Annotated in this window: 24 protein-coding genes; 15 read left to right on the top strand and 9 right to left on the bottom strand. The window is 50.6% G+C overall.

Going from position 1 to position 23,754, the window contains the following annotated elements:
* The first annotated feature begins 30 nt into the window (after positions 1-30).
* Positions 31-933, top strand: a complete 903-nt coding sequence (locus Q9M42_RS13160; RefSeq protein WP_322526928.1) for a cation diffusion facilitator family transporter — start codon at positions 31-33, stop codon at positions 931-933.
* Positions 934-991: 58 nt separating this feature from the next.
* Here the strand turns inward: Q9M42_RS13160 and Q9M42_RS13155 are convergent, their stop codons facing one another.
* Together Q9M42_RS13155 and Q9M42_RS13150 are read right to left on the bottom strand one after the other, a co-directional pair.
* On the bottom strand, positions 992-1,882 hold the full coding sequence (locus Q9M42_RS13155; protein WP_322526927.1) for an alpha/beta hydrolase: 891 nt from the start codon (positions 1,880-1,882) through the stop codon (positions 992-994).
* Positions 1,883-1,977: 95 nt separating this feature from the next.
* Positions 1,978-2,280, bottom strand: coding sequence for a hypothetical protein (locus Q9M42_RS13150; protein ID WP_322526926.1), 303 nt, complete (start codon positions 2,278-2,280; stop codon positions 1,978-1,980).
* Positions 2,281-2,551: 271 nt separating this feature from the next.
* Here Q9M42_RS13150 and Q9M42_RS13145 point away from each other — a divergent pair, with 271 nt between their 5' ends.
* A complete protein-coding gene (locus Q9M42_RS13145) occupies positions 2,552-4,045 on the top strand; it encodes a potassium/proton antiporter (protein ID WP_440972328.1) in 1,494 nt (497 codons plus the stop codon).
* A gap of 41 nt (positions 4,046-4,086) precedes the next feature.
* On the top strand, positions 4,087-5,166 hold the full coding sequence (locus Q9M42_RS13140) for an AEC family transporter (protein WP_322526924.1): 1,080 nt from the start codon (positions 4,087-4,089) through the stop codon (positions 5,164-5,166).
* Between the two features lie 91 nt (positions 5,167-5,257).
* On the opposite strand, the gene Q9M42_RS13135 is transcribed toward Q9M42_RS13140, so the two are convergent.
* Together Q9M42_RS13135 and Q9M42_RS13130 are read right to left on the bottom strand one after the other, a co-directional pair.
* The gene (locus tag Q9M42_RS13135; protein ID WP_322526923.1) at positions 5,258-6,823 is read right to left on the bottom strand and encodes a solute symporter family protein; all 1,566 of its coding nucleotides are present in this window, start codon (positions 6,821-6,823) and stop codon (positions 5,258-5,260) included.
* On the bottom strand, positions 6,820-7,188 hold the full coding sequence (locus Q9M42_RS13130) for a DUF485 domain-containing protein (protein ID WP_322526922.1): 369 nt from the start codon (positions 7,186-7,188) through the stop codon (positions 6,820-6,822). Before Q9M42_RS13130 ends, Q9M42_RS13135 begins: the two co-directional genes overlap by 4 nt.
* A gap of 267 nt (positions 7,189-7,455) precedes the next feature.
* Between Q9M42_RS13130 and Q9M42_RS13125 the strand changes: the two genes are divergently transcribed.
* From Q9M42_RS13125 to Q9M42_RS13100, 6 genes are all read left to right on the top strand, one after another.
* A complete protein-coding gene (locus Q9M42_RS13125; RefSeq protein ID WP_322526921.1) occupies positions 7,456-7,818 on the top strand; it encodes a Na-translocating system protein MpsC family protein in 363 nt (120 codons plus the stop codon).
* Positions 7,819-8,028: 210 nt separating this feature from the next.
* On the top strand, positions 8,029-9,030 hold the full coding sequence (locus tag Q9M42_RS13120; RefSeq protein ID WP_322526920.1) for an XdhC family protein: 1,002 nt from the start codon (positions 8,029-8,031) through the stop codon (positions 9,028-9,030).
* The gene (locus Q9M42_RS13115) at positions 9,027-9,629 is read left to right on the top strand and encodes a nucleotidyltransferase family protein (protein ID WP_322526919.1); all 603 of its coding nucleotides are present in this window, start codon (positions 9,027-9,029) and stop codon (positions 9,627-9,629) included. The genes Q9M42_RS13120 and Q9M42_RS13115 overlap by 4 nt, the downstream gene beginning before the upstream one ends.
* Positions 9,605-10,471, top strand: a complete 867-nt coding sequence (locus Q9M42_RS13110; protein WP_322526918.1) for an FAD binding domain-containing protein — start codon at positions 9,605-9,607, stop codon at positions 10,469-10,471. The genes Q9M42_RS13115 and Q9M42_RS13110 overlap by 25 nt, the downstream gene beginning before the upstream one ends.
* Positions 10,468-12,744, top strand: coding sequence for a xanthine dehydrogenase subunit D (gene pucD / locus Q9M42_RS13105; protein ID WP_322526917.1), 2,277 nt, complete (start codon positions 10,468-10,470; stop codon positions 12,742-12,744). Before Q9M42_RS13110 ends, pucD begins: the two co-directional genes overlap by 4 nt.
* Positions 12,741-13,223: a (2Fe-2S)-binding protein gene (locus Q9M42_RS13100; protein WP_322526994.1), complete on the top strand. Its 483-nt coding sequence runs from the start codon at positions 12,741-12,743 to the stop codon at positions 13,221-13,223. Before pucD ends, Q9M42_RS13100 begins: the two co-directional genes overlap by 4 nt.
* A 113-nt stretch (positions 13,224-13,336) precedes the next feature.
* On the opposite strand, the gene Q9M42_RS13095 is transcribed toward Q9M42_RS13100, so the two are convergent.
* Positions 13,337-13,543, bottom strand: a complete 207-nt coding sequence (locus Q9M42_RS13095) for a hypothetical protein (protein WP_322526916.1) — start codon at positions 13,541-13,543, stop codon at positions 13,337-13,339.
* A 771-nt stretch (positions 13,544-14,314) separates the two neighbouring features.
* Between Q9M42_RS13095 and Q9M42_RS13090 the strand changes: the two genes are divergently transcribed.
* The gene (locus Q9M42_RS13090; RefSeq protein WP_322526915.1) at positions 14,315-14,743 is read left to right on the top strand and encodes a small multi-drug export protein; all 429 of its coding nucleotides are present in this window, start codon (positions 14,315-14,317) and stop codon (positions 14,741-14,743) included.
* 61 nt (positions 14,744-14,804) lie between these two features.
* Here the strand turns inward: Q9M42_RS13090 and Q9M42_RS13085 are convergent, their stop codons facing one another.
* The 3 genes from Q9M42_RS13085 to Q9M42_RS13075 all read right to left on the bottom strand — a co-directional run bounded on the left by Q9M42_RS13085 (position 14,805) and on the right by Q9M42_RS13075 (position 18,290).
* On the bottom strand, positions 14,805-15,911 hold the full coding sequence (locus tag Q9M42_RS13085) for an AI-2E family transporter (RefSeq protein ID WP_322526914.1): 1,107 nt from the start codon (positions 15,909-15,911) through the stop codon (positions 14,805-14,807).
* 180 nt (positions 15,912-16,091) lie between these two features.
* Entirely contained in the window at positions 16,092-17,225 is a 1,134-nt protein-coding gene (locus Q9M42_RS13080; RefSeq protein ID WP_322526913.1) for an ABC transporter ATP-binding protein, read from the bottom strand.
* Positions 17,226-17,555: 330 nt separating this feature from the next.
* Positions 17,556-18,290, bottom strand: a complete 735-nt coding sequence (locus Q9M42_RS13075) for an SDR family oxidoreductase (RefSeq protein ID WP_322526912.1) — start codon at positions 18,288-18,290, stop codon at positions 17,556-17,558.
* A gap of 146 nt (positions 18,291-18,436) precedes the next feature.
* Here Q9M42_RS13075 and Q9M42_RS13070 point away from each other — a divergent pair, with 146 nt between their 5' ends.
* From Q9M42_RS13070 to Q9M42_RS13050, 5 genes are read left to right on the top strand one after another with little or no spacing between them, the layout of a single operon-like run.
* The gene (locus Q9M42_RS13070) at positions 18,437-19,111 is read left to right on the top strand and encodes a GntR family transcriptional regulator (RefSeq protein WP_322526911.1); all 675 of its coding nucleotides are present in this window, start codon (positions 18,437-18,439) and stop codon (positions 19,109-19,111) included.
* Positions 19,104-20,288 (top strand): amidase, encoded by a 1,185-nt coding sequence (locus Q9M42_RS13065; RefSeq protein ID WP_322526910.1) that lies wholly within the window; start codon positions 19,104-19,106, stop codon positions 20,286-20,288. The genes Q9M42_RS13070 and Q9M42_RS13065 overlap by 8 nt, the downstream gene beginning before the upstream one ends.
* A gap of 15 nt (positions 20,289-20,303) precedes the next feature.
* The gene (gene ggt, locus Q9M42_RS13060) at positions 20,304-21,917 is read left to right on the top strand and encodes a gamma-glutamyltransferase (protein WP_322526909.1); all 1,614 of its coding nucleotides are present in this window, start codon (positions 20,304-20,306) and stop codon (positions 21,915-21,917) included.
* A 23-nt stretch (positions 21,918-21,940) separates the two neighbouring features.
* Positions 21,941-22,498, top strand: a complete 558-nt coding sequence (locus Q9M42_RS13055) for a chromate transporter (protein ID WP_322526908.1) — start codon at positions 21,941-21,943, stop codon at positions 22,496-22,498.
* Positions 22,495-23,025: a chromate transporter gene (locus Q9M42_RS13050; RefSeq protein ID WP_322526907.1), complete on the top strand. Its 531-nt coding sequence runs from the start codon at positions 22,495-22,497 to the stop codon at positions 23,023-23,025. Before Q9M42_RS13055 ends, Q9M42_RS13050 begins: the two co-directional genes overlap by 4 nt.
* Here the strand turns inward: Q9M42_RS13050 and Q9M42_RS13045 are convergent.
* Positions 23,017-23,658: a class I SAM-dependent methyltransferase gene (locus Q9M42_RS13045; protein ID WP_322526906.1), complete on the bottom strand. Its 642-nt coding sequence runs from the start codon at positions 23,656-23,658 to the stop codon at positions 23,017-23,019. The genes Q9M42_RS13050 and Q9M42_RS13045 overlap by 9 nt on opposite strands.
* Positions 23,659-23,754: the final 96 nt, after the last annotated feature.

Genomic DNA, 23,754 nt, shown 5'->3' with positions numbered 1-23,754 from the left:
TAAAAGGTATAGAAGCAGGGAGGAGACATTATGTCGCATGAAGGGCACAGCCATGATCACGGAACGACAAACAAGACGGCCCTGAAATGGTCATTTATTTTAATTACTGTTTTCATGGTCGTCGAAGTGATCGGAGGTCTGTGGACGAACAGTCTGGCACTGCTTTCTGACGCAGGGCATATGCTGAGTGATTCAGCAGCGCTCGGCCTCAGCTTTGCAGCCATATGGTACGGCAGCCGCAGGGCGACCTCGTCGAAAACTTACGGCTACCGCCGGTTTGAAGTGCTGGCGGCGTTTATTAACGGTCTTGCGCTGGTGGTAATTGCTGTATATATTACGTATGAAGGCATTCAGCGTTTAATGGATCCGCCTTCCGTGGTCAGCACAGGGATGCTGATCGTAGCCACTATCGGCCTGATCGTCAACATTATTGTGGCCCGCATTCTTCACAGCGGAGACAACCATGAAAATTTAAACGTACGGAGCGCGTTTCTACACGTACTCGGAGACCTGCTCGGCTCGGTCGGTGCCATTACAGCTGCCATTCTGATTATGCTGTTTGGCTGGAGCCTTGCGGACCCGATCGCAAGCATGGTCGTTGCGGTGCTTGTCTTTATCAGCGGTCTCCGGGTGCTGCGGGACTCGGTGCACGTACTCATGGAGGGCACGCCGGAAGGAATCGATACGAAGCAGATCAAGGAACAACTGCTCACTGTTGAGAACGTCAAAGATATTCATGATCTGCACGTCTGGTCGATTACGTCAGACTTTCCGGCCCTTAGCTGTCACCTGGTCGTTGAAGAAGGCACGAGCCAGCAGGAGGCGCTGAAAAATGCCAACGAGCTGCTGCACAGGGAGCACGGCATCCACCATACAACTATTCAGATTGACATGAAAAACCGCGACATCTGTGAAGACACGATCTGTAACTAAAAAGCCGCCCCTTTGAAGGGCGGCTCATGAACCGGCCGTTACGAACGGGCGGTTTATTTTATTTGAAGGCACGTTTCAGCGCATGAATGATTGTGGCCCACGCCTCAAGCGCGGTTTCTTCATTTCCCATATGGGTAAATCCGTGGCTGGTCGTAGAAAAAGGATAATGCTGCACAGCGACGCCTGCTTTTTCCAGACGATTCACGTATTGCGTTGCCTCCCGGGCGAGCGAATCATACTCAGCGGTAATGACGAGCGCCGGAGGCAGGCCTTCGAGTTGTTCAGCATATAATGGTGAAGCGTAGGGATGACGGGCATCCTGCGGTGTCTGCAGGTAGCTGTCGTTGAAAATCTGCGCAATGTACGGCGGAATGGCAGTCGAATACGCCGGTTTTTCATAAGGATCCGTCTGCAGATCGAGGACGGGATAGTCAAGAATCTGCAGCTTCGGAAGCGTGTGACCGGTATCACGCAGCATCATGCTTCCCGTAGCGGCAAGGTTGCCTCCGGCGCTGTGACCGCCGAGTACGTAGTTATCCATCTGCAGCGAGAGGCGCCCAGCATGTGCTGTTAGCCATTCGACAATTTCAAACACTTCAAGCACCGGGGCCGGAAAACGAGTTTTCGGCGCCAGGTGGTAGTCAATGTTTACCACCACACACGGTACTTCAGCGGCAATATATCTGCACCAGCCCGCATCTTCGCTGGCGCTGCCCATTACAAAGCCGCCTCCGTGCAGGTTGATATATACCGGAAGTTTTTTGGAAACGTCCGCAATTGGATAATAAATATGTACCGGTGTGGCTCCGGGCGTCGTTTCGACCAGGTAGGAGGAGATGCTGACCGAATCCGCCGCCGGCGGTGTAATATACGACTGAGACTGCTGACTGACGCGTTTTTGAAAAGAGCGCAGCATGGCTGCCTGCGTAGACGTTTTCCATTTGGTCATAAGTAACTGCTTCCTTTCCTGAAAAGTATTAACAATCATATTCCTGTTTTCAGGCAGAAATAAACAGGACACGCCCGTGTGAGGCGTGCCTCGCTTTAAATTTCTTTCTCGCGCTGATATCCAAAGGCTTCCACAAGCAGCCAGATGCCGGTAAGAATGTGCATAAACATACCGACAACCGGGATATAGGCGACGACGGACGTAATGATCCCAAGAATGTTGCCGCTTTTCTTTTGCTTATCATAAATAGACGCAATAAGAGCGATAATATGGACAACAAGCATAATCTGCAGCGGCAGGTACCCTGTGCCAACAATAATGAGTCCACCGATAATTGGGATGCCGAGAAACAGTTCGATCCCGCCGGTAACCCATTTGAGTATCCGGGATATTTCCATGAATGGTTGCCTCCTTTTGATATGCATATACCACTATACGTCTTTTCCCTGTAAATGGTTTCGTTACGCATGAAAACGCAAAAGGGCTGATCGCTATGGAGAATAAAAAATCAATGTTAAAATAGAAAGAGTATATTATTATGTACCATTTTCCCCGTTTGATTCATCGGCCTTCTTTTCTACAGCCGGCGCCTGTTCTCCTATTAAATCACCGTAAAACTATAAAACATAACGCGTGCAGATGCATGTGCCATGAAAGGAACGAAACACATTGGATTTTTTGGAAGCAAACGATGGAGTCGTTCTGCTTGTCGGTTTACTGCTGGTGGCCGGAATTATTGTTGCTAAATTTTCGAACCGACTCGGGCTGCCGGCACTGGTGCTGTTTATTCTGATCGGCATGCTGATCGGAAGCGACGGCCTCGAAATCATTTATTTTGATAATGCCGAAGTCGCCCAACTGGTCGGTATATTTGCCCTCGTGATTATTCTGTTTGAGGGCGGGCTGCAGACAAAATGGGCAACAGTACGCCGAGTAGCGGTACCCTCCATTTCGCTCGCGACTGCGGGAGTAGTAATCACCTCCTTATGTGTGGGAGGCACGGCGTACCTGCTGCTCGACTTTACGTGGTACGAAGCGCTGCTGCTTGGGTCCATTGTCGGCTCTACCGACGCGGCGGCCGTTTTCGCTGCCCTGAAGGAAAGAAATATTAAAGCTAAGCTCGGGGCAACGCTTGAAGCCGAGTCAGGAACGAATGACCCGATGGCTGTTTTTTTAACTATATCTTTTATTGAACTGCTGACAAATGCGGATGCTGACATTTGGATGCTCATTCCGTCATTTTTCTGGCAGATTGGTGCGGGGATTATTTTCGGACTGCTGTTTGGACGTTTCGCTTCGTTTTCGATCAACCATATCGGTCTTGAATCCAGTGGTCTGTACCCGATTTTTTCGGTGGCCTTTGCGCTTCTGGCCTACAGCGTGACGGCGGCCGTTGGAGCGAGCGGGTTTTTGGCAGTATACATAGCTGCGCTTGTAATCGGCAACTCTGAGCTTACGTTCCGCTACTCGATCTTTCAGTTTAATGAAGGTTTCGCCTGGATGAGCCAGATTCTGATGTTTATTATTCTTGGTCTGCTCGCTTTTCCCGGGCAGGTGTTTACGACAGATGTGATGCTTGCCGGTATTGCTTTATCCTTTATCCTGATGTTTATCGCACGGCCACTCGCCGTATTTATATCTACAGCATTTCTCGGCTATACGATAAAGGAACGAACGTTTTTATCCTGGGCGGGCCTGCGCGGAGCGGTACCGATCGTGCTTGCAACGTTTCCCGTGGTCGCCGGTCTCGACAATGCCCAGTTGATTTTTAACCTTGTATTTTTTATCGTGTTGACTTCCGCGCTTATTCAGGGCTCGAGCATCTCCTATGTGGCGAAGCTTCTGCATCTGGTTGGTCCGAAGAAGGAAATACCGTACCATTCCATCGAACTCGTCAGCATGGGCTCGGCGAATGCGGAAATGGTGCAGTTTGAGGCGAGCGAGGAATCGGCGATTGTCGGGAAACAGCTGTATGAAATCAATTTTCCCAATGACGCGACCGTAAGCGCCATGGTGCGAAACAATGAACTCGTAACGCCGGGCGGCAATACCGAGATCCAGGAAGGAGATTTTCTGTACATTCTTGTTTCCAGACAGCAAAAGGACGATCTGCGTCGGCTGTTAAACCGCAAAAAACATCCGGAGCCCAAAACCTCATCGTAACGGACCGCTGCCTTCCGATAGGAGGGCAGCTTTTTCGGCCTATGGGAAGCGTTTGCATAGAATTTATTGATACAGCAAGCTTTCATTCGTTTTCATTCCAGCCGATTTGTATTAAGATAGAACACGTGCAGCTTCAGGAAAATAATGAAAGAACCGAGGCGAGACGGATGTCTATTATTGATATAATTACGCCGGTGTTTATGATGGCCGTGATGGTGGTAATCGGTCTTGTCACCTCTAAAATGATCGACGTATCGGTGGAAACTCGCCGTTTTATCTCCTTTGTGGCTATTAATTTCGCACTTCCGGCTGTAGTCGTATACAGCATTTTTCAGCTCGAATTCAACAGCTCCACCTGGGCGTCGTTTTCGATGGTTTATGCGTGCGCGCTCGGGCTTACGTGGACCGGGATGGCTCTTGGTTATTCGATTGGGCGCTCGTTTCATTATACTGACATGGAAGCCCGCCAGCTTGCGATTGTGTCAGGGTGCGGCAATACTGGGTTTATTGGTATTCCGCTTATTACAATTTTGTTTGGAACAGAAGCAGGGTCGTATGCGGCAGTGTATGACGCCGGGACCATGACGAGTGTGTTCACGATTGGTATTCTGCTGCTGAAGCCGGGGCGCTTTTCGTTCCGGCAGCTGACAGCCATTTTAAATACGCCGTTTTTGACGCTTGTCAGTTCGGTGATGCTTGCCTCCGCCGGTGTGATGCTTCCAATGATTTTTCTCGAAACGGTAAACACCATTTCGGGACTGGCCGCGCCGCTTGCGATGATTTTAATCGGCCTGTTGATTCCGACGATCACGTCTTCGAACTGGAAAATGGTGAAGACTGGGTACAAGCGTTTTATGGGCACAGCCGTACTAGTGAAGGTATTCACCGTGCCGGCGGTGGCCTGTCTTTTGGTCTGGCTGCTGCCGATCCCGGAGCTTCTCGGTAAAATTATTATCGTGCAGGCGTCGATGCCCACCTTTACACTTGCGACTGTATTATTTGAACGCTACATTCACGGCGGATCCAAGCAGCTCGGTATCGTAGCGCTGATTGCGACCACGGTGGTCAGCCTGCTTCTACTGCCGATCACCGTGTTTATCGCGCAGCATATCGTTGGATGAAAGAACACAGTCTTTACTTTCAGGTGCTCCCCCGCATAGAGAATCAATACAAAAAAGCCCCGGAGCGGTCGCTCCGGGGCTTTTTGTATGATTAATCTTCACCTTTTTTAATGGCGCGACCCTGCAGGTCGTATTCGCGGTAGCCGGTGTTGGCTTTAAATAGAACCTTATCGTAGCGTCCGGACCTCGACTCTTTGGAAACAAGCGTTCCGATCCAGCCGCCGAGAAAGCCGAGCGGTACGGATACGATCGCCGGATTGGTGAGCGGGAAGATCGCCTGAGCGGAAATAAATGCGCTTCCGTCAGGGTTCATAACGTTCGGACTGATGGCAACCAGACCGACTGCGCTGATGAGGCCAACCGCAATCGCGGTAATAGCTCCATTCGTATTAAAGCGTCTCCAGTAAATTGTGTACACAATAACCGGCAGGTTCGCACTGGCGGCTACACAGAAGGCGAGTGCCACTAGAAAGGCTACGTTTAAGTTCTGGGCAAAGATCGCAAGCGCAATGGAGAGAATAGCCACTGTCAGTGAAGCAGTACGGGCTGCGACTACCTGCTCGCGTTCGGAGACTTTCCCTTTTTTAATGATCTGTCCGTACAGGTCGTGGGCGAAGGCACTGGCTCCGGAAAGCACGAGCCCTGCTACCACTGCGAGAATCGTTGCGAAGGCAACGGCACAGACGAAGGAGAACAGCAGATCGCCGCCGAGTGCCTGAGCTAGAAGCGGTGCAGCCATGTTTCCGGCCGGGTTGGCAGCGACAATGTCTGACTGTCCGACAAAAATTGCTGCGCCAAAGCCTAAGCAGACCGTTAAGAGATAAAAGATACCAACGATCCAAGTAGCTGTAACAACCGAACTCCGCGCTGTTTTCGCATCTTTAACAGTGAAAAAGCGCATGAGAATGTGTGGAAGGCCGGCTGTACCAAGCACAAGTGCAATCATGAGAGATAATGAATCAAGCGGCAGGTTATCCTGCTGACCCGGGTTCAGGAAATTGCCTCCTGCCGGCGTTGCCTGTCCTGCTTCCCGGAACATGGCAAGAATATTGAAGTTAAACTGCCATAGCACCATGATGGAAATAATCAGTGTACCAATCATGAGTAGTACAGCTTTTGTAATCTGTACCCAGCTGGTGGCAGTCATGCCGCCAAACAACACATATGTGGTCATCATGACACCTACAAGAATAACAGCCCAAATGTAAGGGATTCCAAACAGGAGCTGAATTAAGGCCCCTGCACCGACAAGCTGGGCAATCATGTAGAAAATAACAATGGTAATTGTACTGAACGCCGCTGCCCCGCGGATTTTTTTCGCATCGAAACGGGCATTCAGCATATCAGCTAGCGTAAACTGGCCAAGGTTACGAAGCGGCTCGGCGACCACAAACATAACGACAAGGTAAGCAACTAAGTAACCGATGCTGAAAAGAAAACCGTCAAAGCCGTATAGGGCAATAGCACCGGCAATCCCGAGAAAGGATGCGGCGGACAAGTAGTCCCCTGAAATTGCAAGACCGTTCTGCCAGCCGGTCAAGCCGCCTCCGGCTGTATAGAAGTCACTGGCCGAGCTGGTTTTTTTCGCTGAATAATATGTTATGACGAGGGTGAGGCTGACTATTGCAAGAAATAGGATTATGACCGTTGCATTCATGAATGATCCTCCTTCGCTTTGCGTTCTTCTTCTTCGATGATAGCTTCAGCATCTTTATCAAATTTTGCAGATTTGCGTACGTAAAGAATACAGAGCGTCCAGGTCATGGCAAACTGTGCAAAAGCAAGCATCCATGCCCAGGAAATTGGCCCAATTGCCGGGTTGTTCAGCACGTCCGAGGTAAGAATTAAAACCGGAAGAGCTAGATAAAAGAGCAGGAAGAACACCGTTAAAGGTGCGATAAATTTTCTCTTTTTCGACATGAGTTCCTTGAAGGCAGGATTTTCCACGGCTTCGGAATATTTAACTCCGCCGCCGGAGGTGAACGTTTCGTTAGTTGCATCAGACTCTTTTTTGACAGCCATATTTTTTCCTCCTCATAAGTATGATAAAAGTATCGACAGGAGCAACGTGCAGTGAAAGGAAGGAGACAAATTAAACTTATAATATGAAAGCGCTTCCGTCAATCGAAAATGTCAGAAAAAATCCAAAATTGTTGCATAACAGTAGATTAGAAACCTAAATTAGTTCGAAACTACTAGTTAATAATTCCGGCGACAAAAAATCTTTCATGAAAATAGGCTAAGACCGCGTTATTAGTTATAATAAGTCATGAACGAAAGGACGGGGTAATGGTGTGGGAAAAACAGTTTGAAAGTGAAAAATGGATCAAGCAGCAAATTGCTCAGTTGTACAACAGTGTGAACCAGGAGATGTATGATGTTGGGGTAAAAACGTTAAAGGTGGAGCTGTTACAGCACAAGTGTATTATTTTTGGGGAGCATAAAAGAGTGCCCGCGCTGCGGGCGCTCGAACAGCGCAATGAAGCTCTGACCGGCCAGGTGGATGCGGCGCTGGTGGACGAATTCAAAAAGAGGCTGCATCGTCTGCTGGTCCAGGAGCTGAATTTGCCGGTAAGAACTGTATTGAAGGATTTTGATCCTGTATCAGGGGCTGCGGCGACCGTAATTTACCTGGAAGAAAAATCGCGTTAGATTATATGACATCTTTCCTTACAAGCTGCCTGGACAGAAGTAAAATAAATACAAATAGTTAAGAAGAAGATCTGCTGTAGAACGGCAGCTCTTCTCTTTCCATCCAGACGGAAGCTTGATTCCTGTTAGACGGGAATGAAGAGGCCGGAGAAACGCAGGAGCAGACACCTGTGCCTTTCTCCGGCTTTTTTTATAAAAGGAGCGAGATGCATGGATCATCTGCATGATATTATTCCGCAGCTTTCTGCAGACGAAAAACAAATACTGGCGACGATTACGAATGTGGAAGGGTCGGCGTACCGGAAGGAAGGCACGTCCATGCTGTTAAAGGCAGACGGAAGCTCCGTGGGTATGCTGAGTTCGGGCTGCCTTGAAGGGGATCTGCATTACCGGATTGAAGACGTGCATGCACAGGGGGCGCAACTGGTTTCTTATGACATGCGGGGCTACGAAGAGCTTTCCTGGGGAGAAGGGACAGGATGCAACGGGGTAATTGAAGTACTGCTTGAACCAATAACGGAAGAACTGGCCGCATCTATGCGCAGTATGCAAGCTTTTGTAAATCAGGGAGAAGCAGTGCTGAGGTGGGCAACGACTACTGAGAGCGGATGGTTCGTCTGCGGCGGGGGACCGGACGAAAAGGCAGAACAGTTAGTCGGGCAGGCGGCCGTGATGAAGCGTGGGAGCGGCCGTTCTTCTGTTTCAGATAGCGGGGGCGAAAAAATATTTGTCCAGACGATCCGCCCAAGACCGAGGCTGTTTATTTTCGGTGCCGGGACGGATGCCCTGCCGCTAGCACAAATGGCGTTGCGGTGCCGGTACGAGGTAACAGTTCTCGACTGGCGCCCGGCCGCCCTGGAAACAGTCAGAAATGAGGTGCCGGAGGCCGAAAGGGTGCTCGGATTTCCGAATGAATGGTGGGCGGAAACGGCGTTTCGTCGCGGAGATATGGCGGTGATTATGACTCATCATTTTGAGAGGGACAGAGAAGCGCTGACGCATCTTTTGCAGCAGCCAATGGCGTATATTGGTGTACTCGGATCAAAGACGAGAACGAAACGTCTGCTGCAGACAGGGGCACTGCCGGAGATTGTTACAACTCCAATCGGTTTGTCGATCGGAGCCGAAGGCCCTGAAGAAATTGCGGTGAGCGTGGTCGGCGAGCTGATTGCTCTTCAAAACGCCGCAAAAACTGGAGAGGTGATGGCATGAAAACGGCGGTGATTTATTTAGCAGCAGGGAAAAGCTCCCGAATGGGCCACAACAAACTCGAAAAACCGTGGAAAAATACGACGCTCGGGAGCAGTGCGCTGCAGCAGGTGCTAAAGAGCAGCGCAGAGGAAGTTATCGTCGTGACGAACCAGTCTGTATGGATAGATAACAGAATATTCGAACAAAATAAACGTTCGGTGCGTCTTGCCGCCAGTCCACAGGCAATGAAAGGGCAGGCATATTCCCTCAGGGCCGGAGTGAACGAAGCGGTACGTATCGGAGCGGAGGCGGTCCTCGTTGTACTTGCCGATCAGCCCGGCCTGACAGCGGAGACAATTGACCGGTTAATAGCGCAGTCCCAGGCTCAGACATGCGATTTCACCGGGATGTGGACCGGCAGGTATTACCAGCCGCCTATGCTGTTTAAAAAACAGATGTTTGCTGCTCTGCAGAGTGTGGAGGGCGACCGCGGGGCTGCTTCTATTCTGCGGAGTACTCATACGTGGACAGGAAGCCCTTACGTAAGCTTTAGGCAATTCGAGCAGCTTGACGTCGATACCGAGGAGGAATACAGATGGATGCTGCACACACACCAGTAACGCCGGTGGTATGGATGCCGGAGACGGTACAGGAAGCTTTTGCTCTGTATCAGGACTACTACCCTGATGCCGAATGGATCGCCGGAGGCACATGGCGGCAGGTCGAGCGGGAAAAAGGAAGGGCGTTTAACGGCAATGTGATCGTGCTTGAGCGTATATTCGGGCTCGCTTCTCTGCAGGAGGAAGAAAAGTACGTACGGATCGGAGCCTGCATGACACTCGAACAGTTAATAGAGGAGCCGGTCATTTCCCGGGAAATACTGGGGGAAACGCTGCGGCGGATTGCCGCTCCGGCTGTACGTACGCGCGGAACTATCGGCGGCAACATTATGTATGGACACGGAGACACCCTGCCGGCACTGATTGCGCTGCAGGCTGAGCTGGAAATCTGGAACGGCGAGTCGTATGCCCGTATTCCGGTGGAAGAAGCAGCTTCCTATGACGGTGTGTTTCTATTAACAGCTGTGCTGCTGCCAAAAACGCTGGAAAAAGACCCGGACGAAGTACATTTTTTTGAAAAAATCGGACGCCGGGAAGCATTTACCGCATCGCTTCTTGCTGTAAGCGGCTGTGCCCGCAGGCAGGGAGACGGAAGCGTGAGGGCGAGGCTTGCGTTAGTAGGCGGAAAAGACGCCCCGGTGCGGCTTCGTTATGCAGAAGCATGTGTGGCCGAACCCAAATGGACGCCGGAAGCATTCTTTGAGGCTCTTGCAGCTGATTATCAGCCGGAGGATGAACCGTTTTCTTCAGGAAACTACCGTCTGCAGGCGGCCGCTCACTTATTTTTGTCCCACCTGTGGCTTGAAGATAACGCAGAAAAGGGAGGCGTGCATAAAACATGAAACAGCCAGAACATCAGCGCCGGCCAGACGCTGTGCCGAAAGTAACCGGTTCCTTGAAGTATTTAACTGACCGCTTTGAAGAAAATATGCTGATCGGTAAAGTGCTGCGAAGCGAATACCCGCATGCCCGTATTAAAAGAATCGATACGTCAGCGGCCAAAGTGCTGCCAGGCGTTTACGCGGTGCTGACCCATCACGACGTGCCGGGGCTAAACCGCTTTGGCATCGTTATGCCGGACCAGCCCGTATTTTGTGAAGACAGAGTACGCTACACGGGGGATGCAATAGCCGCGGTGGCAGCAGACTCAAAGGAAACGGCAGATCAGGCGCTGGCAGCTGTAGTGGTGGAATACGAGCCGCTGGCTGTGCTTGATTCGATCGGGAAAGCGCTGGCTCCCGAAGCGGAACAGCTGCACGAAAATGGGAACATTCTGCATGAAGCTTCCTATACACGTGGGGATCTGCAGGAGGGCTTTACGGGCTGCGCCTGTATTGTCGAAGAGAAGTATCAGCTGCCCCGTCAGATGCATGGCTACATGGAAACGGAGGGCGGAGTTGTAGTCCCGGAAAGCGATGGGGGTATTTCCGTATACATGGCTACCCAGCACGGGTTTAAGGATCGTTTTCAGCTGTCGAGAATTCTGAACGCTCCGGAAGAGAAGATACGCATCATTTCAAGTCCAATCGGAGGATCGTTTGGCGGTAAGGACGAGCTGAACCTCCAGCCGTACGGAGCGCTGCTGGCACTGAAAACAGGCCATCCGATACGGGTGCATAACACCCGGGAGGAGTCGATACGAGCAGGATTAAAGCGCCACCCGATGGCAATTACGATGCGGACAGGCGCTGATGAAAGCGGACGCGTACTCGCACATGAAACGACCATTTATGCGGATACCGGGGCGTATGCCACGCTCGGTCCGGCGATTCTGGACTTTGCTGTCGAGCATGCCAGCGGGCTGTATCCCATCCCAAACATTACGACCACCGGTGTTTCCGTGTTTACAAATAACGGTGTAGCTGGGGAGTTTCGCGGTTTTGGGGGCAATCAGGTAACGTTTGCGCTTGAGGGGCAGATGGACCGGCTGGCGGCAAAGCTTGGAATGGAAGGAATGGAGCTGCGGGCCAAAAATATGAGAAAGCCTACAGACGCCGGCCCGCTCGGTCAGGGAATTGCTCCGACGGACGGTGGACGAAATATACTTGAAGACGTCACCGCCTGGCAGCAGCTGCCGCTGAGTAATGCGGAAGAAACCCCGTGGGTGAAAAACGGCCGGGGCGGGGCTGTATCCATGCATGGGGGAGGTCTTGGCTATGGACGGCTGGACCCTTCCGGCGGGCGGCTTGCTCTTACGAAGGATGGAAAGCTTGAAGCTGCTTTTGGATTTGAAGAATGCGGCCAGGGCATTGTAGCCGTGATTGAAACGGTGATGAAAAACACATTTTCCTGCAATGAAGAGGATATTGAAATAACAATCGGTGATACAAATAAAGTGCCGGTTTCGGGTTCAACGACCGCTTCACGCGGCACGAGTATGGTGTGGACAGCGGTGGAAAACATGAAGGCCTCTTTTCGCAGACAGCTGCTTAGCGAAGCATCGAGAGTAACCGGGACGACTGCAGCAGATTTATACCTGGAGGCCGGAGGCATTCATAAAAGAGGCGCAGAGCCTTCGCTCTTTTTAAGCTACAGGGCACTGGCGGAATATGTACAGGACGGGGATATTGAGACGCACACGTCGTTTGATTTTCCGGTGACCCCGGATGAAATTGACTCCGGTCATTATTTGTATTCCTTCGGCGGTGTGAGCGCAGAGGTGGAGGTAAACCTTTTAACCGGCACCGTGCGGGTGCTTGATTTGAAACAGTCAGTATCCGCGGGTCCGGTCATGTATCCGCAGGGGTACAGGGGACAGATTGAAGGTGGCGGCATCATGGCGCTCGGGTACACGTTGATGGAGGACGCCGTGATGAACGGAGGACACTATCAGACGGAAAATTTCGATACGTACTTGATGCCGGGAGTAAAGGACCTGCCGGATAATGTGACGGTAAAACCGCGTGAAGAAGTGATGGAAGGGGACATTCACGGACCGAGGGGCGTCGGTGAAATAGGGACCATTGCAGTGGCTCCGGCCATTGCGGAAGCTATTTACCAGGCTATTGGAGCCCGTCCGGAAAAGCTTCCTGTTTCAAGAGAATGGGTACTACAACAGATTCAGCAAAGGGGGCTTCTGCCTTGGAACAAACCAGAAAAGATTCCCGGGGGATAGAGCACCGGCAGGGCACATACGCGTGTACCTTTCGAGTCAACGGAGAAGAGGTGAGTGTCGATGCTTCCCCGATGGACCGGGTCGTCGATCTTTTAAGAGACCGGCTGCACGAAACAGGCACGAAAATTTCCTGCGGCATCGGCCGGTGCGGTGCATGTTCGATCTGGGTGGACGGCAGGCTAACAAGCTCTTGTCTGCTGCTTGCCTACCAGGTGGAAGGAAAAGAAGTGACGACTATCGAGGGCATGGGCACAGAGGAGCGATGCAGTATAGTACAGGAAGCATTTATGAACGAAGGAGGCTTTCAGTGCGGCTACTGCACGCCGGGCATGATTATGGCCGCAGAGTCGTTGCTCAGGCATACGCCGGACCCGGACGATGAAGAAATCCGGGAAGGACTGTCCGGAAACATATGCAGATGTACCGGCTACAGCGGCATCATCCGGGCGGTAAAAGCTGCCGCTGCCAATCTCCAGTAATAAATCAGGTCCGGGCTGTGCGCCCGGGCTTTTTGCATGCCTGCATAGATTAAAAAACCATACAAAAAGCCGACATTCAAAAGCTTGCCGGCTTCCCCCTGTTATATCTTTATTTACGTTACTTTCCGGAGTGGTATGACGGTCTTGTATCTGCTTGACACAGTATCATACGCCTGCAAAAGCCTTCGCATCACTTCCACTTTCTTCTCCGAGTCGACGCCCTGATCCAGAATCGTACGGGATAAATCCATGAAACTCTGATGAGGATCATCAGAAGATTCAAGCAATTCTACATAAAGCGTCTCATTTTTCTCCGACACTGCCATTCGCCCCCTCTTAACACTTTTTACACCATTGTCGAAAGGAAAAGTTCGTTACACTTACCGTACCATGATCCAGATTTGGAAGAAATGCTAAATAAGTAACAATTCTAATTACAGATAGCGTGCTTTAAGGGGTTACGGTCTGTTAAGAGAGATAGCAGATGCAGCCCGCTTTTATAATATTGTAATAAAATGCATGCGTTAAATGCTTTAGTATCAACACTTTACTGTTTTGGAAGAAAAACGGAATACAGTAATCGTAAAAAAGCGCAGGCGGGAACTAGGTCCCGCTTTCAAGAATAAAGCCCTATCTTTTCTCAGGCATATGAAAAACATGTTAAAGCATAGTGAAATGAGAAAATACTGGTATATAAGTAATTTTGAGATAAAGAAAGTAAAAAGTATTAAATATGCATTTTAAAGGACTATTCGCCTGTTTTTATCTTTTTCTTTATTGAAAAAAACGATAGTTGAAGGTTTTTTGCATACTTTTAATTGAAAAAGGTCTGATTTAGTTAAAATGTGCAAAAAATTTACAAATATTAGTACTTTAGAAGAGTAAGCTGTAAAAGAGCAGCATCAAAAGCAGAGTATTTCATAAGAAGCTTTCATGTGATCGATATATATAGTTATACTTAGTAATTGGAATATATTAATACATATAGAGAGATGATTTCATCTTAACAGGTTTTCTCGCTTCCCAACCGAAATAATGCGTGTTAATATAATTTTTGTGTGAAATTTTTGGCAGGGAAGGGGGGAGAAATAATGGAATACATCTCGATGGCTTCATTGGCCTGGTTTATGGGGTTTTTTCCACTGTTTGAAATTTATATTGCAGTACCCGTAGCGATGGGGGCAGGGTTTGATCCTGTATCGGCTGTTTTGTGGGCGGCTGTGGGAAACTTTATGGCGGTGCCGACTGTGACATTTTTTTACCGCCAGCTGGAGAGAGTCAGCTTTTTCTCCAATTGGATGGAAAAATTAGCTACGAACCGGTTTCGGGGTAAAATAGAGCAGTACGGAGGCTGGGTTATTCTGCTTCTGACGCCTATTGCAGGCGTCTGGGCCATTTCCGTGATTGCTAAAGCTATCGGCATGTCAAAGCGGACCTTGTTTCTCTCCACCAGTACTAGTATTCTAATTTACGGCATTGCCATTGCCGGATCGATGCAGCTCGGACTCGGCTGGTTTTAATATGTAACGGCAGAAAAAAGCCGGCAGCACGCACAATCATGCGGCTGCCGGCTTCTTATGGTTAAATCATTTCTTCGCGGCGGTGCTTGTGCCCGCGCCGGTTGATCTGCCAAATCCGGTACAGGTTGGTAACGACCACTTTTATGAGGGCGTACGCTGGTATTGCGAGAATGAGCCCGAGCAGGCCGAACATGCCGCTTGCAAACAGCAAAACGAAAATGACGGTGACGGGATGTACCTTCAGCACTCGTCCCATGACCTGCGGCGAGATCAGGTTGGATTCAAACTGCTGTATCACAATGACACCGATAATAACCAGAAGTGCGGTTACCGGCGACTGGAAAAAGCCGACGATTACTGCTGGTATAGTGCCGATAAACGGCCCAACGAAAGGTACAAGATTCGTCAGCATGCAGATGATACCGAGAATGAGCACATAGTCGAGACCGATAATCCAGAAAAGGATCATGGAAAGAATACCTACGATAAAGCTGACGGTAATCTGTCCCTGAATATAGTTGGCAAGGGCTCGGTCCATGTCCTGTAGGATTTTGTGTACCTCTGGACGATGCTCACGGTCTACAAATTTCAGCATAAAGCCTGGAAGCTTGTGGCCTTCGCGCAGAATATAGAAAAGCACAAACGGAATAACAAACAGGATGACGAAGAAGCTGACAATGGCGCTTCCGATTGAAACAATAGTGGAAACAAGAGAATCCGTGATAGTGCTGGCCTGATTCTGAAGCTGGGAGCCTAGAGAATCCATGGAAATATTGTTCCCCTGCATGATCGGCTGCACAGCCGGATGATTCTGATTGTTCATGATAAAGGACTGAACCTGTTCAAAGTACCTTGGAATCTGGTTAATCAGCTGATTAAACTGGCTGGCAATAATCGGGCCGACCAGATTTACAATCAGAACTATGACGCCAACAAGCACGCCGTACAATAGCAGAATAGACAATGAACGGGGTATGTACTTGGAGAGAAGGGTCACAAAAGGCCGGAACAAATAGCTTAAAATGCCCGAAATAATAATGGGTGCAGCAAGTGTTCCTACTAATACGAATAATGGCTGAAAAATATATTCTACCTGCCGAGCCATAAAGGCGATGGCTAAAACGACTAAAATACCTAAGCAGACACGAAACCATTTGTATTGATACATGTTTTACGATCACCACTCTTTTCTTAAATAAATAAGGAATAAACGAAAATCAAGACGTTTGTACACGTTCCCTTCATTATACAGCCGGAAACATAAAACTGTGCTTAATGGGAGCAAAATTTTTCTAAAAAAGCATAAAAAAGCACCCGTTCCGAATGGGAACAGATGCCTGATTCTGCTTTACTGAGTGGCGGAAGTGGCGGAAAGTTCTTTTAATTCCGGAGTTAGGACCTCTTCCGTTTCCGGGCTGAAGAAGTGGCAGCGGTCCATGTTGAAGAAAAGATCGAGTTTATCGCCGGCATGGATACTGCTGTTTGCATCGACCCGGGCAATAACCTGCTTGCCGTTAACGTTGGTGTAGAGCATAGACTCTGCCCCGTTCATTTCAGCTACTTCAATATCAAGAGTAAGTTTATTTTTCGAGGAAGTTGTTCCGCCCATTACATGGTGGATGTCTTCCGGACGAATGCCGAAGGTTACTTTTTCATCTGCGAATCCACGGTCGCGCAGCGTCTGTAGTTTGTTTTCCGGGATTTCAAGTTTGTGCTCGCCGAGTTCAAGAATATTGCCGTTGATCTGTCCTTCGAGGAAGTTCATCGCCGGGGAACCGATGAAACCGCCTACAAAAACATTCGCAGGGTGATCATATACTTCTTTAGGGGAGCCGACCTGCTGTACAACGCCGTCTTTCATAATAACGATACGGGTCGCCATGGTCATAGCCTCTGTCTGGTCGTGTGTTACATAAACTGTTGTACTATTTAAGCGGCGGTGAAGCTTAATGATTTCTGTACGCATCTGCACACGCAGCTTCGCATCGAGGTTGGAAAGCGGCTCATCCATCAGGAAGACTTTAGGGTCACGGACAATGGCACGTCCAAGAGCAACACGCTGACGCTGACCGCCGGAGAGCGCCTTTGGTTTACGGTCAAGATAATCCGTTAATCCAAGGATATCGGCTGCGTTTTTCACACGCTGATCAATGTCCTCTTTTTTGAACTTACGGAGCTTCAAGCCAAAAGCCATATTGTTGTATACGTTCATGTGCGGATACAGGGCGTAGTTCTGGAACACCATCGCGATATCGCGGTCTTTTGGGGAAACGTCGTTGACGCGCTCATCCCCGATGTATAAATCGCCGTCCGTAATATCCTCGAGCCCGGCAATCATGCGGAGGGTAGTGGATTTCCCGCAACCGGATGGGCCGACGAATACGATAAATTCCTTGTCCTCGACATCAAGATTAAAGTCATCTACTGCAGTAACGTTACCATCGTAAGTTTTTGTAATGTGATTCATACGGATACCAGCCATAATATGTTCGCTCCTTTTGAAGAAGGTTTATGTTATCTGTTGTTCATATTAAAGAAAACGCTTACAGATTAATATAGACAAACTGAACAAAGTTAACAAAAGAAATGTTGTGCAAGGTGAATAGAAATGCGAAGGGTGTTTGATCACCATCTCCGACGGCTCGTCGGTTTCAGGCAGTTGAGACGAAGTCACAAATGCTCTGAAATCACGAACGGAGTGGGATGGTAACACCCGGAGCTGGACAATAGAAAAGCTTAGGTTTTATAAGGATGTTCGACTAAAACCGCTACGTCCTGTAGCAACGTCGAACTGACCCGCGTCGTGCGGGCCTTAGCTGCGTAAAAATCCGCCTTCGGAGTGAATGACCTGTCCGACGATCCATTCCGACTCGTCTGACAGCAGAAAGGCGATTGCTTTGGCTGCGTCTTCCGGCTGCCCAATCCGGCCTTTACTGAACTTTTTCGACAGCTCTTTTTCCATAGCCGGGTCCATCCATCCGGTGTTGGTCGGACCCGGGTTGACGGCGTTAACGTTGATGTCATACGGGGCGAGCTCGGCAGCAAGGGATTCGGTAAATGCCCGAACCGCTGCTTTCGTAGATACGTAGGCAATCTCATTTACCATCGGTCCGAGATCCTGCCCGGAGGTCAGGTTTACGATTTTTCCGGTGATACCAAAATCAATCCACCGCTGGGCAATTTTCGTGGTAAGCAGAAAAGGGGTACGCATATTAACGTAATAATGCTCATCAAGCGATTCCCCGTTCAGGCGCTCGTAGCTGTCGTTGGCTGAATAGGCAGCGTTATTGACGAGTGCGGTCGGAAACAGAGGCAGCTCGTTCAGCTGTTCGAGGAGCTCATCCGGTGCGCCCGGGTTCGAGAAATCAGCTTCGATATAATAAATTTCGATGCCACGGTTTTCGAGATGCAGTTTAAATTCTGCAGCCCAGTCGATGTCTGAGCCCCAGGTAGTGAAAATAATATTTTCCCCCCGCTCGGCAAGCAGACGGCAGACGGCAGCACCTATTCCCTGATCATGGCTCACTCCGGTTACTAGTGTTGTCATTGTATCGTCCTCCTTGAGCTTCTCTTCATTTAAATATGAAGGAAAGGCGTCGATAAAGTAAACTAAAAACTAGTTTGCAGAAGAGGATTTTTCTGCTAAAATAATAAAAAATGTTTGTGATCACAGATCACAAAGGAGCGAGTGCTGTGAATCAACCGTCTTTGCATGTCTCAACGTTACGCACAGAAGTATACAAACTGCTGAAGCAGCAGATCATTCAGGGAGAGCGGAGGCCTGGGGAGAAGGTGACCATCCGGCAGATTGCGGGGGATTTCGGGGTAAGCACAATGCCGGTACGGGAAGCGATTACGACGCTGAAAACAGAAGGCTTTTTGTTCGAAGAAAAACGAAGTGTCTATGTGAGTTCGCTGTCTGTCAGTGAAGTCCGAGAGCTGTTTGCGATCCGTAATAAACTCGAAGAACTGGCGGTAGCCTGGGCCTTTGAACAGATGAATGAAGAGAGCCTGCGCAGGCTTCAGGAACGAATTGCCGAAATGGACCAGTACGCTTCGGAGCCGGTGGAGTGGAGAAAGCAGAATCGGTTGTTTCACCAGATCTGGTACGAGGCTTCCCGCTCCGAACCGCTGCTAAAATCACTCGAATACGTATGGAGTCGAATTGAAGCGTACATGAATATCTATACAAATATTGATTCAGACATACACTCGATCCATATGTCTCAGCAGGAACACAAGCAGATGCTTGTGCTGCTGCAGGAGAACAAGCGTGAAGAACTGCTTCGGCTGAACGGAAAGCATGCGGAAAAAACGGCCGAAGCCATTATCCAGGCCATTTCCGAGGAGGATTCGACAAATGAATAAACAGGAAGCATTTATGAATAAGAACCTGCGGCTCGAACCTACGATGAGTGGGAATCTTTCCGACTATACGTTTACAGTGAAGGACGTGTTCGCGATTCACGGCGAAAAAACGTCTGCAGGCCATCCGGAATGGCTTCGAACTCACCCGGAAAACACAGCTACTGCGCCGGCGATTGAACGCCTGCTTCGGAGCGGGGCTGCGCTGACGGGAACGACCATCAGCGACGAGTTAATGTACAGCCTGCACGGTGACAATGTGCATTACGGCATGCCGGTCAATCCGGCCGATCCAGAAGCAATACCAGGCGGATCATCGAGCGGCTCGGCCTCAGCGGCAGCGGCCGGCAGCACTGATTTTGCCCTTGGCACCGATACAGGCGGCTCGGTGCGCGTGCCATCATCCTATTGCGGTTTGTACGGCATACGTCCGACACACGGGGCTGTATCGCTTGAAGGCGTCGTTCCGCTCGCTCCGAGCTTTGACACTGTCGGCTGGATGAGCAGAGACCCCAAGGTTTTACAGCAGGTAGGAGATGCGCTGCTTCCAGCGGGGGAGGAAGAGGCCCCGTACCGGACGATCTGGTGGGAAGAAGAGGCGTGGACGGAATATGCCAATGAATACAAGCAGGCGCTTGGAAAGGTGTTTTCCGCCGTGCAGGCGCAGGCAGAAACGCTGAATGAAAACAGACTGGCGGCAAACTCGCTCGCAGAATGGGCCGAGGTTTTTCGACTGCAGCAGGCAGTGGAAATTGGAGAAATGCATCGGGAATGGATCAGGGAGCATAAACCGACGTTTGGACCCGGCGTCCGGGACCGGTTTGCATTTGCCGCAGGCACCCGGAGGGAGGATTATCGCCACATATTTGAAAAACGGAAACAATTGCGAGATGAATTGCAGCAAAGGCTCGGACAAGACACGGTGATGGTTATTCCGACCGTGCCCGGGCCGGCTCCGAAAATTCAGGCCGGGGAAGACGAGATCCAGGCGGTGCGGAAACGAACGATGCAGCTGACCTGTATTGCGGGTATCGGCGGGCTGCCCCAGGTGACCATTCCAGTGGAAATGTCGGGGAAAGCCCCAATCTCGATTTCAATTATCGCCAATCGGAACGATGACCGCCGGCTGCTTTCATTTATCCAGCATGTCGTCCGAAATCTTCAATACAATGATTCATAAAAGGGAGCGATTATCATGATTTCATTTGATCCGCACCATCATCCATATGCATCCTACCGTACACCGACATATGGTAAAAAAGGTATGGTGGCAACATCGCAGCCGCTTGCTTCCCAGATAGGTCTCGACATCTTAAAAAAAGGAGGCAACGCTGTGGATGCAGCTGTTGCTGTAGCGGCAAGCCTGACCGTACTCGAGCCGACATCCAACGGCATCGGAGGTGACGCCTTTGCGCTCGTCTGGGTGGACGGCGAGCTCCATGGCCTGAATGCCAGCGGCTACGCACCGGAGGAGCTTTCCATCGACGGGCTGTACAAAGACGGCTACGACGAGATGCCAAAACGGGGGCCGGTTCCGATTACCGTGCCCGGGGCTCCGGCCGCCTGGGCCGAGCTGTCGCGTGCTTTCGGTAAGCTTCCATTTTCCGAATTGATCGCTCCAGCTGTGGCTTACGCTGAGGAAGGCTATCCGGTAGCGTCCACGCTTGCAACGCTGTGGGCGTCTGCCTTTGAAACACTGGAACAAGAGCTTGATCCGACAGTATTTGCCGACTGGAGCCGGGTATTCGCGCCGGAGGGCCGCACGCCAACAGCGGGAGAGCTGTGGAGCTCCAAGGAGCATGCGGAGACGTTAAAGGAAATTGCTGAAACAAATGCAGAATCGTTTTACCGCGGAGACCTGGCGAAAAAAATAGACACCTACATGAGGGAAGAGGGTGGCTATCTGCGCTCCAAGGATCTGGCGCTGTACAAGCCGGATTGGGTGAAGCCGATTTCGGTGCATTACAAAGGATATGACGTCTGGGAAATTCCGCCGAATGGCCAGGGGATTGTTGCTTTAATGGCACTGAATATATTGAAGGGATATGATTTTCAGGATCGCGACAGCATCAACACCCTTCATCATCAGATGGAGGCGATGAAGCTTGCATTTGCGGACGGAGAGAAATATGTCGCCCAGCCGGATGCCATGACCCGGACCACCGAAGAGCTGCTCTCGGATACTTACGGGGAGGCCCGGCGCGGTGAAATTGGAAACGAAGCGAAGGTACCCGAAGCAGGGGATCCAAGCAGCGGAGGCACAGTGTACCTGGCAGCGGCTGATGAAGAAGGCAATATGGTTTCATTTATCCAGAGCAATTACATGGGCTTCGGCTCGGGAATGGTCGTGCCGGAAACCGGAATTGCCCTGCATAACCGGGCGCACAATTTTTCCATGGATGAAAAGCACGCCAATGGGCTGATGCCCGGAAAACGCCCGTATCATACGATTATTCCCGGCTTTTTGACTAAGGGCAGTGAACCCGTGGGACCGTTCGGGGTGATGGGGGAATTCATGCAGCCCCAGGGCCATATGCAGATGATTATGAATACCATAGATTTCGGCCTTCATCCGCAGGCTGCTCTGGATGCACCGAGATGGCAGTGGAAGCGGGATAAGCTGGTTACGGTGGAGCCTGACTTCTCTGCGGCAGCCGCTCAGGCGCTGAACCGGAAAGGACATACGGTGAAAATAGAAACAGAATCCTCGAGCTTTGGCCGTGGACAGATTATATGGAGAGATCCGGAAACCGGAGTACTCTGCGGGGGAAGCGAATCCCGCACAGACGGCAACGTAGCTGCCTGGTAATAAAGAGAGAAGAGGTGGAAGTGATGCAGTGGAAAATTTTTCTCGCCTTTTTCCGGGTCGGCATTTTTGGCTACGGGGGAGGCCCGGCGTCGATTCCACTCGTGCAAAAAGAAGTGGTGGAGCACTACAAATGGATGACCGACGAGGAATTCGGCGATACACTCGCGATTGCCAATACGCTTCCGGGACCAATCGTCACAAAGCTTGCTGGCTACATCGGCTACAGCCGCGGCGGTGTTCTTGGGGCGTTGAACGGAGTGGCGGCGATTGTCGCCCCCACGGCACTGTTAATGATTTTGTTTTTCAGCATCCTGTCCCAATACCGGGACGCTTCGTGGGTGAGCGGACTTGCAAACGGAGTACTGCCCGTAGTGACGGTACTGATGGGAGTGCTGACATGGGGATTTATTAAAAAATCCGGCGGCGACCTGGGCTGGACGAAGACAATAGCATTTATTATCGGGGCCGCTGTGGTGCTTGGCGTGCTCGGCGTGCATCCGGCGATCGTTATCGCGGTGCTTCTGATTGCAGCACTGATTCAGAAGGATCCTGCTAAACGAGAGGAGGAAACCTCCACGTGATTTACTTAGAGGTTTTTATGGCGTTTTTTATCCCGGGTATTCTCGGCTACGGCGGCGGACCGGCCTCCATTCCGCTCATTCAGCATGAAGTGGTGAACCGGTACGAATGGATGAGCGTGGGTGAGTTCAGCGAAGTGCTGGCCATCAGTAACGCCCTGCCCGGACCGATTGCCACAAAAATGGCCGGCTACATAGGGTATGAAGTCGCCGGCTGGCCGGGGCTCGCTGCCGGTCTGTTTGCGACCGTTGCCCCGTCGTTAATTTTAATGATCGTTCTAATGGGCTTTTTGTACAAATACCGTCACTCCCCGAAGGTGAAACGGCTCACCGCCTACGTCCGTCCGGTCATTGGAGTACTGCTCGGCATATTAACGCTGCAGTTTTTCACCAATGCCTGGGAAGGAGCGGGCGGCTGGCAGACAGCCGGGATGCTTGTGGCAAGCTACCTGCTGCTTGAAAAAACGAAGCTGCATCCCGCGCTGGTCGTTGTGCTTGCCATCATCTACGGCATTTTGTTTTTAGGATGACGGGTCTGGAGGAAGAACAGCCTGCATGGATAGTAAAAATCCCTGAAAATAACTGTCGGTTCCGGTGATGCTCCATCCGGCCTTTTCAATGTGCGAACGGGTGGGACGATCGAGGTGGCAGCCGTCGCAAAAGTGCTTCCATACCGGAGTTATATTATGCTGGACACGCGCTGCCGCTGGTTGGGGCAGCTGGACATGCTCGAGAAAATAGGCCGCGGCACCCGGTTTACATACCCGTTTTAATTCCTCGAGTACCTGGATGGGGTCTTCGACAGAACAGAGCACGAGTGTACAGACAAGACTGTCGAAGGTATTGTCTTCAAAGGGCAGCCGTTCAGCTGAAGAACCGAGTGTGCGAATGGGGGCATGCGCATGGAGCTGCGCGGGAATAGCCTGCTTGCGCATCCGGTCATTCGGCTCGATGGCAGTTACTTTTGCGGCTGCCCGGTAGTAAGGAAAATTTGCTCCGGGACCGGAGCCGATCTCGAGTACGTGGCCAGAGAGAGAGGGAATGTGTTGTTGCCGGAGTGCATAAAGAAATTGTTTTTCCACCGACTGCATGATCGGAGTATACAATAGAGGAAACATGTTCATCGTACCGCCGCCAATCTTTGTTTTTTTATAGTATAACAAAACCACCCTCTGCCTGGCAGAAGGTGGCTCAGACTGTCGACAATGACTCTCATTTTAGAGCTTGTCGGCAGTTTTTTTCGTGCTATGATAAAAAGA

Origin of the sequence: Marinococcus luteus (assembly GCF_034497705.1) — a bacterium.
Classification (GTDB): Bacteria; Bacillota; Bacilli; order Bacillales; family Marinococcaceae; genus Marinococcus; species Marinococcus luteus_A.
The sequence above is the reverse complement of the archived record's forward strand: the minus strand, read 5'-3'. Positions and strand labels throughout refer to the sequence as shown.

Bases quoted from the DNA above. Each gene is read 5' to 3' on its own strand.
- ggt (WP_322526909.1), top strand. From the start codon at position 20,304: ATGATTTCATTTGATCCGCACCATCATCCATATGCATCCTACCGTACA.
- Q9M42_RS13140 (WP_322526924.1), top strand. From the start codon at position 4,087: ATGGGAAGCGTTTGCATAGAATTTATTGATACAGCAAGCTTTCATTCG.
- Q9M42_RS13065 (WP_322526910.1), top strand. From the start codon at position 19,104: ATGAATAAACAGGAAGCATTTATGAATAAGAACCTGCGGCTCGAACCT.
- Q9M42_RS13055 (WP_322526908.1), top strand. From the start codon at position 21,941: ATGCAGTGGAAAATTTTTCTCGCCTTTTTCCGGGTCGGCATTTTTGGC.
- Q9M42_RS13085 (WP_322526914.1), bottom strand. From the start codon at position 15,911: ATGTATCAATACAAATGGTTTCGTGTCTGCTTAGGTATTTTAGTCGTT.
- Q9M42_RS13075 (WP_322526912.1), bottom strand. From the start codon at position 18,290: ATGACAACACTAGTAACCGGAGTGAGCCATGATCAGGGAATAGGTGCT.
- Q9M42_RS13160 (WP_322526928.1), top strand. From the start codon at position 31: ATGTCGCATGAAGGGCACAGCCATGATCACGGAACGACAAACAAGACG.
- Q9M42_RS13110 (WP_322526918.1), top strand. From the start codon at position 9,605: ATGGATGCTGCACACACACCAGTAACGCCGGTGGTATGGATGCCGGAG.
- Q9M42_RS13135 (WP_322526923.1), bottom strand. From the start codon at position 6,823: ATGAATGCAACGGTCATAATCCTATTTCTTGCAATAGTCAGCCTCACC.
- Q9M42_RS13080 (WP_322526913.1), bottom strand. From the start codon at position 17,225: ATGGCTGGTATCCGTATGAATCACATTACAAAAACTTACGATGGTAAC.
- Q9M42_RS13155 (WP_322526927.1), bottom strand. From the start codon at position 1,882: ATGACCAAATGGAAAACGTCTACGCAGGCAGCCATGCTGCGCTCTTTT.
- Q9M42_RS13090 (WP_322526915.1), top strand. From the start codon at position 14,315: ATGGAATACATCTCGATGGCTTCATTGGCCTGGTTTATGGGGTTTTTT.
- pucD (WP_322526917.1), top strand. From the start codon at position 10,468: ATGAAACAGCCAGAACATCAGCGCCGGCCAGACGCTGTGCCGAAAGTA.
- Q9M42_RS13150 (WP_322526926.1), bottom strand. From the start codon at position 2,280: ATGGAAATATCCCGGATACTCAAATGGGTTACCGGCGGGATCGAACTG.
- Q9M42_RS13120 (WP_322526920.1), top strand. From the start codon at position 8,029: ATGGATCATCTGCATGATATTATTCCGCAGCTTTCTGCAGACGAAAAA.
- Q9M42_RS13115 (WP_322526919.1), top strand. From the start codon at position 9,027: ATGAAAACGGCGGTGATTTATTTAGCAGCAGGGAAAAGCTCCCGAATG.
- Q9M42_RS13130 (WP_322526922.1), bottom strand. From the start codon at position 7,188: ATGGCTGTCAAAAAAGAGTCTGATGCAACTAACGAAACGTTCACCTCC.
- Q9M42_RS13125 (WP_322526921.1), top strand. From the start codon at position 7,456: ATGGTGTGGGAAAAACAGTTTGAAAGTGAAAAATGGATCAAGCAGCAA.